The sequence below is a fragment of the Blautia wexlerae DSM 19850 genome (genome assembly GCF_025148125.1).
Taxonomy (GTDB): Bacteria; Bacillota; Clostridia; order Lachnospirales; family Lachnospiraceae; genus Blautia_A; species Blautia_A wexlerae.
This window is the reverse complement of record NZ_CP102267.1, coordinates 1,108,040-1,120,352: the sequence shown is the minus strand read 5'-3', so window position 1 is coordinate 1,120,352 and position 12,313 is coordinate 1,108,040. Positions and strand designations below refer to the sequence as shown.

Annotated in this window: 8 protein-coding genes and 1 tRNA gene; 3 read left to right on the top strand and 6 right to left on the bottom strand. The window is 42.2% G+C overall.

The annotated features are described in order from the left end of the window. Positions 1-15: 15 nt before the first annotated feature. Both NQ550_RS05145 and NQ550_RS05140 read right to left on the bottom strand, forming a co-directional pair. Complete coding sequence (locus NQ550_RS05145) at positions 16-1,281, bottom strand: S1C family serine protease (protein ID WP_161233701.1); 1,266 nt, start codon at positions 1,279-1,281, stop codon at positions 16-18. 312 nt (positions 1,282-1,593) lie between these two features. After that, positions 1,594-1,678, bottom strand: a tRNA-Leu gene (locus NQ550_RS05140). Positions 1,679-2,158: 480 nt separating this feature from the next. Between NQ550_RS05140 and NQ550_RS05135 the strand changes: the two genes are divergently transcribed. From NQ550_RS05135 to NQ550_RS05125, 3 genes are read left to right on the top strand one after another with little or no spacing between them, the layout of a single operon-like run. Continuing rightward, positions 2,159-4,540, top strand: coding sequence for an endonuclease MutS2 (locus tag NQ550_RS05135; RefSeq protein WP_025579808.1), 2,382 nt, complete (start codon positions 2,159-2,161; stop codon positions 4,538-4,540). Positions 4,541-4,551: 11 nt separating this feature from the next. Continuing rightward, positions 4,552-5,253 carry a response regulator transcription factor gene (locus tag NQ550_RS05130; RefSeq protein ID WP_025579807.1) on the top strand — a complete coding sequence of 234 codons (702 nt, stop codon included), beginning with the start codon at positions 4,552-4,554 and terminating at the stop codon, positions 5,251-5,253. After that, entirely contained in the window at positions 5,250-6,662 is a 1,413-nt protein-coding gene (locus NQ550_RS05125) for a sensor histidine kinase (RefSeq protein WP_008705652.1), read from the top strand. Before NQ550_RS05130 ends, NQ550_RS05125 begins: the two co-directional genes overlap by 4 nt. Positions 6,663-6,847: 185 nt before the next feature. Here the strand turns inward: NQ550_RS05125 and ade are convergent, their stop codons facing one another. From ade to NQ550_RS05105, 4 genes are all read right to left on the bottom strand, one after another. After that, on the bottom strand, positions 6,848-8,572 hold the full coding sequence (gene ade / locus NQ550_RS05120; RefSeq protein WP_025579806.1) for an adenine deaminase: 1,725 nt from the start codon (positions 8,570-8,572) through the stop codon (positions 6,848-6,850). A gap of 278 nt (positions 8,573-8,850) precedes the next feature. Beyond that, complete coding sequence (locus NQ550_RS05115; protein WP_025579804.1) at positions 8,851-10,827, bottom strand: oleate hydratase; 1,977 nt, start codon at positions 10,825-10,827, stop codon at positions 8,851-8,853. Between the two features lie 324 nt (positions 10,828-11,151). Next, the gene (locus NQ550_RS05110) at positions 11,152-11,721 is read right to left on the bottom strand and encodes a TetR/AcrR family transcriptional regulator (RefSeq protein WP_008705658.1); all 570 of its coding nucleotides are present in this window, start codon (positions 11,719-11,721) and stop codon (positions 11,152-11,154) included. Between the two features lie 27 nt (positions 11,722-11,748). Continuing rightward, positions 11,749-12,249, bottom strand: a complete 501-nt coding sequence (locus tag NQ550_RS05105) for a tRNA (cytidine(34)-2'-O)-methyltransferase (protein ID WP_008705660.1) — start codon at positions 12,247-12,249, stop codon at positions 11,749-11,751. Positions 12,250-12,313: the final 64 nt, after the last annotated feature.

The window sequence follows — 12,313 nt, the reverse complement described above, 5'->3', positions numbered from 1 at the left end:
ATTCTCCGCCTGTCACTATCTCTCTCCAACTGTTACCTTATAATCTTTCTCCGCATACTCACCATCGGAATTTTTGCGAAGAACCGTTATGGTAAGATTTTCTCCCTGCTTTTTTGTCTGAAGATATGTATAGTAAGACTGCATACTCTCTGTGGGAGTTCCATCAATCTTACTTATAATATCTCCACACTGTATCCCTGCCTTCATCGCAGGAGATTCTTCTTGTGTACGCTCCACGTAAAGTCCCTGATCAATTCCCAGTTTTCTACATTGTGCCTGAGTTATCTCTGTTCCATAAATACCTGTATATCTGATTGTCTCTTTGTTAGCCAGATGTTCTATCAACGGAAGAATCTGCGAAATGGAAACTGCATGAATATTATCTCCGTCGTTTTCATTCTTCTTCAGTATCATACCTGCCACATTTCCGTCAGAATCAAGCAGCACACCACTTCCATCTTCATTCCCCTGCACATCTGTAGCCAACACATTATACTCCGTATCCGCTACCGATAGTTTTTCAGAAACAGAAGTGATCATTCCATAAACCACCGCATCACTGTCACCGGCAGGACTTCCGATAGCAATTACTATATCGCTCTGCCCCAGTTTCTTTGTGTCTGTCAGATCAGATACCACGATACCTTCTCTTGTACTGTCATTGAGAAGATTTTTTCTCACAGTTGCAACTGCAAATCCGGAATCTGCATCTCCCCTGCATATCTCTCCCTGCACTGTCGAACCATCTGCAAAAGTCACCTGCAGTTCCTGCAGATTTTCCAGTTCTTCCTCATAGGTCAGGATATAAAATTGCGTCTCTGTTTCAAGAAAGACAAGACCTTCCGTATCTTCCTGCTGAAAATAAGAATTATTCAGCAAATCCTCATCCTTTGAAATTCCTCTCACGTTTACAAGAGATTTTCGGGATTTTTGGGAAACCTTCAGCACTTCCCTATACATCTCCTGACGCATTGCCAGAAGACTCTTCTCCTCTTGTTCAGAAACTGAAGCGACAGATTTCCTCTCTGTTGCCTGTTCTTCAGATATCGTCTCCGCTACATCCGATCCTGTCAGTTCGATTTTCTGCTGTGTATTCTCTTCTCTGTCCGCCATAACCGGAAACACACTGGCAAAGGTTACGGCTGCGCAGCCTCCAAACAAAACGCCACATCCTGCTATCATAAGCAGCCTGCGCAACAGACTGCCATTCTCTTTTGGCTGTTTTTTTACCGTTTCTTTTATAAACTGATATTCCTGTGTGTCCATTTTGTTTTTTTTCATACCTGATTCTCCTGCCGCACTCCATTCAGGATAACTGCCCAGTGTCATACAAAACAGCAATCTGCCAAACAGTTACCATTCAGGTTCAATATCGCTTGTATTCAAACAAATTATATCGTAACAATCTACACATTATTTTAACAAAAAGATATGAATTTTTTATGAATATACTATAAGTAATTTCCCACAGTACAAAAAAGAAGCTCCTACTGAAACACTTATCGTATCAGCGAAACACTGCAGCTCAGGTTATTATGATGACACAAAAAAACGGCTTAAATGCACATATAATAGCATTCAAACCGTTTCTTATGCGGAAGATGGGACTTGAACCCACACGAGCGCAATGCTCACAAGATCCTTAGTCTTGCTCGTCTGCCAGTTCCGACACTTCCGCATATCGCATTTCTGTTATAAGTTTTACTTATTGTTGCGACAATTGGTACTATACCAAAAACTATATAAACTGTCAATAGCTTTTTTGAATTTTTTTTATTTTTTTGTAAAAACTATCATTTTTATGTATTTCTATCCTTTTTGCTTTCCATAGATTCCAAAATCATATATAATAGGAAAAGTATTTGTAACTGCTTATTTCACAGTAACACAGTTACAATTATGTTACTATTCACACACCACTATTCCGCGAGGTGTTTTGGCATGAATATGCCAAAATCCCGAGACATACAAGCCAAAATTCCATTGCCGCAGGCAATCTGGAATGAATTTTGGCTACGTTACTGTGAACGGAGTGAACAGTAACACAATTATTTTTTTAGAATTGCTATAATCCCGGAGTACATTTCCATAACAAAAAATGCTATAATATCAGGGACAGCAAATTATAAAGATATCTATCAGGAGATTTAAACAGACAATGAATCAGAAAGCATATAAAGCACTTGAATATTATAAAATCATCAATATGCTGACAGACAAGGCTTCCTCTTCCATGGGAAAAGAAATCTGCCGGAAGCTGGAGCCATCCACAGATATTGATGAAATCCGACATATGCAGACTCAGACCAGAGATGCACTTACCCGTCTTTTCCAGAAAGGAAATATTTCCTTTGGCAGCGTCAAAGATGTGCGTGGTTCTCTGAAACGTCTGGAAATCGGAAGTTCTCTGGGGATTGGTGAACTTCTTGCCATCTGCAGCCTTCTTGAGAACACCAATCGTGTCAAAGCTTATTCCAGAAGTGAGCGCGGTGATTCTCTCCCGGACTCTCTGGACGGGATGTTCGAGGCACTGGAACCACTGACTCCTCTTACAACAGAGATCCGCAGATGCATCCTCTCAGAAGATGAGATCAGTGATGATGCAAGCAGCAACCTCCGCCAGATTCGAAGAAACATGAAGATTACCGGAGACAGGATCCATACACAGCTCTCCTCTCTTGTAAACGGAAGTGCCCGCAATTATCTGCAGGATTCCGTTATTACCATGAGAAACGGACGCTACTGCATTCCGGTCAAGGCAGAATACAAAGGACAAGTTCCGGGTATGGTACACGATCAGTCCTCCACAGGTTCTACTTTATTTATCGAACCTATGGCAATCGTAAAACTAAATAATGACATCCGCGAGCTGGAACTGGAAGAACAAAAAGAGATTGAAGTGATCCTTTCCACCCTGAGCCAGCAAACTGCAGAACAGACCGACTCTATCCGCGCAGATCTTAATATCATGGTACAGCTTGACGTCATTTTTGCCAGAGCATCCCTTGCCATGGATATGAATGCAACAGAACCAATCTTCAATGATGAAGGACGCATCCGTCTGAAACAGGCACGCCACCCTCTCATTGATAAGAAGAAAGCTGTTCCCATTGATATCCGTCTCGGCGATGATTTCGACTTGCTTGTTATCACCGGTCCGAACACCGGTGGTAAAACTGTATCTTTAAAGACTGTCGGACTTCTCACTCTCATGGGCCAGTCCGGTCTTCATATTCCCACACTGGACCGCTCAGAGCTTGCACTGTTTGAAGAAGTTTATGCTGATATCGGTGATGAACAGAGTATTGAACAGTCATTAAGTACATTCTCCTCACATATGACCAACGTGGTTTCTTTCCTGAAAAAAGCCAACCGTCACTCTCTTGTCCTTTTCGATGAGCTTGGTGCAGGTACAGATCCGACAGAGGGTGCTGCCCTTGCCATTGCGATCCTTTCCCATCTTCATGAACAGGGAATCCGCACTATGGCAACCACCCATTACAGTGAGCTGAAGGTATATGCACTCTCCACCTCAGGTGTAGAAAATGCCTGCTGCGAATTTGACGTGGAAACGCTCCGCCCGACCTACCGCCTGCTGATCGGTGTTCCCGGGAAAAGTAATGCATTCGCCATTTCTTCCAAGCTTGGACTTCCGGACTATATCATCGATAAGGCCAAAGAACAGATCAGTGAACAGGATGAATCTTTCGAAGATGTTCTCAGTTCCCTGGAAAGCAGCCGTATAACTATTGAAAATGAACGCCGCGAGATTGAACAATATAAACAGGAAATTGCCTCTCTGAAATCCGAAATGGAATCCAAGCAGGAGAAGTTGAACGAGCAGCGAGACCGCATCATCCGTCAGGCCAATGAGGAAGCTCATGCAGTTCTCCGCGAAGCCAAGGAATATGCAGACCAGACTATGAAGATGTTCCACAAATTCCAGAAAGACCATGTGGATCTCTCTGCTGTGGAAAAAGAACGCCAGAATCTGCGCAAACATATGAATAAAGCAGAGAAAGGCATGACTCAGAAAACTGCTGCAAAGAAACCGAAGAAGGAACTCACAGCCAAAGATATCTCCCTCGGCGATGCAGTTAAGGTTCTCAGCATGAATCTTAAAGGTACTGTCAGCAGCCGTCCGGACAACAAAGGTTTCCTCTTCGTTCAGATGGGTATCATCCGTTCCAAGGTTCACATCTCTGATCTGGAACTGATCGATGAAGCAGAGATTACCACCCCAACCATGCAGCGTACAGGTGCAGGTAAAATCCGCATGTCAAAAGCAGCCCATGTATCCACAGAGATCAACCTGCTTGGCAAAACGGTAGATGAAGCAGTTGCAGAGCTTGACAAATATCTGGATGATGCTTATATCGCTCATCTGAAATCTGTCCGTATTGTTCATGGTAAAGGAACCGGTGCTCTAAGAAAAGGTGTACACAATTATCTGAAGCGCCAGAAGCATGTGGAATCCTTCCGCCTTGGAGAATTCGGCGAAGGAGATGCAGGTGTTACTATTGTAGAATTTAAGAAATAGGAGGGACCGCCATGGTTTCCAAACAGAAAATCCTTATTGTTGATGATGATAACAATATCGCAGAGCTTATTGCCCTGTATCTTACCAAAGAATGCTTCGAGACAAAAATCGTAAATGACGGAGAAGAAGCGTTAAGGGAATTTGCCTCCTTCCGCCCGGATCTGATCATTCTGGATCTGATGCTTCCCGGAATTGACGGTTATCAGGTATGTCGTGAAATCCGACATACCTCTGATGTTCCCATCATTATGCTTTCAGCAAAAGGCGAAACCTTTGACAAGGTTCTCGGACTTGAACTGGGTGCAGATGACTATATGATCAAACCCTTTGATTCCAAGGAACTGGTTGCCCGTGTACGTGCTGTCCTGCGCCGTTTCCAGGTTAAACAGCCAGCGCCTTCTTCCAGTGAAAAATGTGTTACTTACCCGGATCTGACCGTTAATCTGACAAACTATGCAGTCACATATATGGGTCGTCAGGTTGATATGCCGCCAAAGGAACTGGAACTTCTCTATTTCCTTGCAGCATCACCAAACCAGGTATTTACCCGTGAACAGCTTCTGGATCATATCTGGGGTTACGAATACATCGGTGATACCCGTACTGTAGACGTTCATATCAAACGTCTTCGTGAAAAGATCAAAGACAATCCTCACTGGTCCATTGCCACCGTATGGGGAATCGGATACAAATTTGAGGTAAAAAATCCATGAAACAGCATCATCTTTCCACAAAATTCCTGAGATTTTATATTCTCATCGGGATTTTGGGATTTTTCCTCATAACCCTCGGCGGTTCTTATATGGTGGAAAAGCATCTGGAACACTCTTTAAGTGCCGCACTTTATACAGAAGCGCACAATATCGCATCTAACGAAGCAGTTAAAAGCAATATCTCTTCCAGTACAGTAGATACTCTTCAGGAACACTTATGTGCAATTTCCGATTTTCAGGATGCTGTATTGTGGATCATCAACAGTAACGGTGAAATCATTGTAAGTACACAGAAAAATATTGATGTCCGGGATCCAATCCCACTGGAAGAATTCGATGCTTCCAAATGGGGAAGCAACTATTATCAGATTGGAAAGTTTTATGGTTTCTTTAAAACAGATCATTTGAGTGTTATTGCCCCGATCACCTCTGATATGGAAACCAAAGGTTACGTGGCAATCCATTATTCGATGACAAACCTTTATCAGAGCCGAAGCAGTATTCTTTTTATCATGCAGGTAATCTTTCTCCTGTGCTATGCAGCCACCAGTCTTCTGCTCTGGGCTTACAGCCACTACATACGTAAGCCCCTGGCCAGGATCATGAAAGGTGCCAGTGAATATGCAGGAGGTAATCTTGCATATAAAATAGACGTTACTTCTGATGATGAAATGGGATATCTTGCCAAAACTCTGAATTATATGTCCGATGAACTGAACAAAAACGGAGAATATCAGCGTAAATTCATTGCAAATGTCTCTCATGATTTCCGTTCTCCCCTTACCTCCATCAAGGGATATGTCAATGCCATACTGGACGGTACCATCCCCTATGAGATGCAGGAACGGTATCTGAAGATCATCGCTTTTGAATCTGAACGTCTTGAAAAACTCACCCGCAGTCTTCTGACTCTGAATGAACTGGATATGAAAAAACGGATGATGCACATTCAGCGTTTTGATATCAATGATACCATCAAAAACACAGCAGCTACATTTGAAGGCATCTGCACCAGCCGCCAGATCCGTCTGGAGCTGCTTCTCTCCGGACATGAACTTTATGTCAGAGCTGATATGGAACAAATTCAGCAGGTTCTTTACAACCTTCTTGATAATGCCATTAAATTCAGCAATGATAATTCCTCTGTTCAGATTGAAACAACTGTAAAAAGCGGTAAGGTCTTCGTTTCTGTAAAAGATTACGGAACCGGCATTCCCAAAGAAAGCCTGGGCAAAATCTGGGATCGTTTCTACAAAATTGATGCATCCCGCGGAAAAGACCGTAAAGGCACCGGACTTGGACTTTCTATAGTCAAAGAGATCATCAATGCACATAACCAGAATATTGATGTGATCAGTACAGAAGGTGTGGGAACCGAATTTATCTTTACTCTGGAGAAAACGAAATAAATTTCTTTCACTTGAAAAATATTGTCTTAAATATACCTGTAACAACCCTCTTACCTGGAGCGTGTCTGAGAGGACTGCTATAAAAAATACCGTAACAAAAGTATATATCATTTACTTTTATTACGGTATTTTTTTTATTCTATGGCAATCCTCGTAAATAATGCATTTAAGACATTTCACCCACCTTAACTAAACGGTGTTCTCAGCATTCTGTCTTCATTTACGAGATAGATTCCTCTCGGTGTGATCCTGATTTCAGGAATCACAGGAAGTGCCATAAATGACAGGGTAATAAACGGATCAAATCCTTCTTTCACTCCCATCTCATGGGCCTTCGGAATCATTTTTGCAAGTGCTTCGTTTACACTCTCGTAGCCGGCATCGCTCATCAGTCCCATGACAGGAAGTGGTAAGGTTCCATAAATCTCTCCATTGCATACCAGAGTATAACCACCTTGCGTCCGCATCATTTCTTTTACAGCAATAGCCATATCACGATCATTATCTCCTACTACAATAATATTGTGGGAATCATGGGAAACACTGGAAGCAATAGCTCCGCCGTGGATTCCATAGCCTTTTACAATGCCCACTCCCATCTTGCCCGTATTCTTATGACGCTCGATCACTGCAATCTTCTGATATTCTCCGTCCGGAGCAAAATATTTCTCACCATCCGATTCTATCCATGGAACCTCTTCCAGAACATCCTTTGTCACAATCTGTTTCTCAAGCATCTGAATCACTCTTGCCTTTGTTCCCGGATGTTTCAGTTTCAGACGTTCCTCACTGAACCCAGATACATGAACTGTATTTTTCAGATATGGAGGACATGGTTTCAATTCTGCTTTCTCATCTTTAATGATCTTCTTACCACAATGATATACATCTACAACATTCAAATCTACCACATTATCCAGAATGACAAAATCTGCCTGTCTTCCGGGTGCGATCATTCCAAGTCTGTATAAACCATAGCATCTTGCAGGCTGGATCGTTGCCATCTGCAGTGCTTTCTCAACCGGAAGTCCAAGCTGTACAGCCCGTTTCACATTATAATTGATATGCCCCTCTTTACGGATTTCTTCGATATGCTTATCATCAGTACAGAAGCAGAAACCTGACGTATCTGTATGGTGTTCCACAATCCCCTTCACAATAGCATCCAGATTTCTTGCTGCACTTCCCTCACGTATCAATACCTGCATTCCATTTCTTGCCTCAGCCATTGCATACTCATAATCCACACACTCATGATCTGTGTCAATTCCGCCAAGTACATATGCAGCCAGATCCCCAGATGCCAGAAACGGTGCATGGCCATCCTTCACTCTGTCCTGAAACAGCTGGAGCTTTTCATGCATGGCAACACTTCCGTTAATCACAGAAGGCGCATCCATCACTTCACCAAGTCCCAGAATCCTCGGATGTTCCAGATATCCCTTCATCTTTCCTGCTGTAAGAATACACCCGTTATCATCCACATGAGTCGCCGGAACACAGGAAGGCATCATCACATATACATTCGCCGGTGCATCTTCTGTCTGATCCAGGATATAATCAATTCCATCCGTACCGGATACATTTGCAGACTCATGAGGATCTACAATAAATGTTGTAGTTCCACACTGTGCAGCCTGCCGGACCAGCTCACCCGGCGTCACCAGAGTAGATTCCAGATGCAGATGACTGTCGATAAATCCCGGACAGATTACTTTTCCTTCCAGATCAATCTCTGTCTCTCCTTCATATGTACCGACTCCGATCACAATTCCATCTGCAACAGCCACATCACCATCAATAAATTCTCCCGTACCAGAGCTGAACACACGCCCATTTTTAAACACCAACTCAGCCTTCTCAATACCTCTTGCCATCTGCGAATACCTGCGATACATCTCAAGTTCCATAAAAAAACCTCCTTTCGCTCCCTTGAAAGCCCTCCTGCGCCACACATTCATTATTACAGTAAAGCTTCCAATATATTATCATATTTACTTGTTTTTTCAGACTTTTTATTGTCCCAATCATTTTTTTCTATATATTTCATTATATATTATCATCTGTCTTTTTAATTTGCAACCTGTTTTTTCTTTACCAAAGCAACTTTCCATCAACTTTTAACGGCTTTACAAAAAGGCTGCCGGATATCTCCTGCAGCCTTTTCATATCACTTACATCTCTATATTTACATCATATAATCTTTGATCACATCATGATCTCTGAGTACTTTCTCGATCACAGTTCCCTTAACAGCTTTCAGAAGCGGTTTCTTCAGCATATCCAGTGGTCCCGGAAGTTCGATCTCCAGTGGAGATTTTCCATCCATCAGCTTCACACTGCTATCCAGTAATTCTCTGATATCATAAACACTGCCCCATACTTCCGGCACACCTCTGTCAACACCCAGAAGTCCATACACAGCCTCCATAGCAGTTCTTACGGAATATTCAGTAGTAAATACAGTATCTCTTGGTGTATCGGCAAACTGTCCGAGGAATGCGAAGTTTACACAGCCATCCGGAATAACATCAGGTCTGTCACCCTTTGTTCTCGGCATAAAGAATGCTGTAATATAAGGCATCATGGTCGGTACACAAACTGCACTGTTCTCAGCCATGTCTTCAATCTGGTCAACCGGAACGCCAAGATGATAGAGCCACTCTTCTGTGATTTCCTTACCTGTACACTCCTTCATAGGCTTCTTGATATAATCACCAGGTACATCTGTAAACAGACCATATACCCATACACAAACCTTGTCTTTGTCCTGATCCTTGAACTGTCCCTGTCTATTGATCGTCCAGCTTAATAACCAGCTGGAATCCTGACAGCTTACAATACCGCCTGTAACAACCTTGCCTGTTCTCGGATCACGTTTGCAGATATCTGTAATATAAGGAATGATCTTATCATCCAGAGTAGTCACTGTTGCTGACTCCCAATTTGTCTTAGCAATATCAGAACAGAATTTCTCAGGATGTCCGAAGGACGGATCCTGTTTTGCGATATTTTTCCAGAGACTCCAGCATCCACTTGTACGAACTTCTGCATCTCCGTTCGGTGCATGATTCTGATCGCCATAGATGGTTCCCTCTGTACAGCTTCCGTTTGTCACAAATACAAAGTCGTTTTCTGTAAGAACAATTCCCTTTTCTACGCCATTCACCTTACACTCGATTGCTTTTGCAATCTTCTTATTGCCTTCAAACTCAAAAAGTACGTTTGTAACCTCTGTATTGAACTGGAATTCAACACCTGCTTCTTCCAGATATTTCTGCATTGGCAGGATCAGGGATTCGTACTGATTATATTTTGTGAATTTCAGGGCACTGAAATCCGGAAGTCCGGAAATGTGATGGATAAATCTCTGGAAGTACAGTTTCATTTCCAGTGCACTGTGCCAGTTCTCAAATGCGAACATGGTTCTCCAGTATAACCAGAATGTGGAATCAAATACTTCATCGTCAAATACATCTTCAATTGTCTTGTCATAAAGATCTTCATCCTTTGTCATGAACAGCTTCATGATCTCCATGCAGCCCTTCTGGCTCAGATTGAATTTACCGTCTGTATGAGCATCCTTGCCTCTCTCTTTTGTTGCACGACAGAGAGAATAGTTGGGGTCTTCCTTATTCAGCCAGTAATATTCATCAAGTACAGATATACCAGGTGTTTCAATGGATGGAATACTTCTGAAAAGATCCCATAAGCACTCGAAATGGTTTTCCATCTCACGTCCCCCACGCATCACATATCCGCGGCTCGGATCAAAGATACCGTCACATGCTCCGCCTGCAATATCCATTGCTTCCAGAATGTGGATATTCTTTCCGGGCATCTGTCCGTCACGTACAAGGAAACAGGCTGCTGCAAGAGAAGCCAGTCCGCTTCCTACGATATAAGCATGTTTATCATCTACGCCTTCCGGCTTTCTTGGACGTGCAAATGCTTCATAGTTACCGTTTGTATAATAAATTCCCTTACTGTTTTTCTCATATTTTCCACGTTCTGTATTGCGATATTCACTTGTATTATGAAGTGCGTCATAATCTTCTTTTTTCTTTGTCTCAGCTGTTTTATACTTCTTTCCTACTGCCACTGCTGCCACGCCTGCTCCAACTGCCAATGCGGATATAAGTCCTAAACCTTTATTTTTACTCATAATACACATCCACCTTTCTTGAATTCTTCTTTAGAAGTTCTTTCAGATTCGTTATCTTAAATGCTTTTTACTCTCTGCTTTACCCATTTCCCGGAAACTCTTTTCGCCTGCCGGAAATCTCTTGATCTCCCGGCAAGACATCTTCATGACTTTTACATTCTTATCTGTATGTTTCCCACATCATAAGCATTTCATCCGTCTGAATTATCTGTTTGTTGCTATGGCTGTATATTAACAGTTAAAATATGATTCTACAATTTACAAAAGCCGCCGAATGATAAGTTTTTTATCACCCTGCGGCTTTTGTAAAGAATTTTTATATGATTATTTTTCCATATTATTTTTCTGAAAGTTATGAATAGATGTAGTCACTGTATCGCGAAGTGTCAAATCCATCATTCTTACCAGATCTTCAATATTTTCTTTCATCCCTTCCCTGATCCACTCAAGTATGATTCCCACAAAACCATATTTATAGAAGTCTGCAATAAATTTTTTATCCTCTTCTGTGATATTCAGACCCTTGCTTTTTTCTTCCACCACACCCACGATCAGATCATAGGTTAATTTAAAAAGATAATTTTCTATCCGCTCCCTGTCCACATTTCTGTAAACATTCATAATAAACGGTTTGTTTTCCAGCACTGCCTCAAATATCTGGGTCAGCCCTTCTGTCCAGGATTCAGAAGTCTTTTTGCCCTGAAGGGCTTTTGTCCCATCTTCCACGCAGGACCATTCAACCAGATCATAAATATCCTTGAAATGATAGTAGAAAGCCATGCGGCTTATCCCGCAGTCCGTGGTAATATCTGTTATCGTGATCTTGTCCAGAGGTTTCTTCAGAAGAAGCCGTTTCAGGGATTCTTCCAGAGCTGCTTTTGTGGTATTTGGCATATAACTCCTCCTGTCTGCTTACTGTGATTATTTCCAGTCGTAGTTTCTCAGGTGTCCTTCCAGATTCATGTGGTCAAAATTATTCTGGCGCAGTGCTTCGTACAGAACGATTGCTACGGAATTGCTCAGATTCAGAGAACGGATATCTCCGATCATAGGGATTCTTACGCAGGTTTCCTGATTATTGACCAGAATATCCTCCGGGATCCCTGCACTCTCTTTTCCAAACATGATGTAGCAGTCTTCTTCATAATGAACGTCTGTATAAGTCTGAGGCGCTTTTGTTGTTGCATAGTAAATTTTTGCCCCGGGATTCTTCTCCAGAAAGTCCTCAAAGTCCAGATATGTAGTTACATCCAGATCTTTCCAGTAATCCATTCCTGCTCTCTTTAAGGCTTTCTCACTTAAGGAAAATCCCAGAGGCTCGATAAGATGGAGTCTGGTTCCTGTTGCCACACAGGTACGGCCGATATTTCCTGTGTTTGCAGGAATCTCCGGCTCGTGAAGTACAATATTTAATTTTGCCATTTTCTTTTTATTCCTCTTGTTATTAATCGTCTGTCTCTTCTTAGAAAATTGTCTCTTAAGTTTC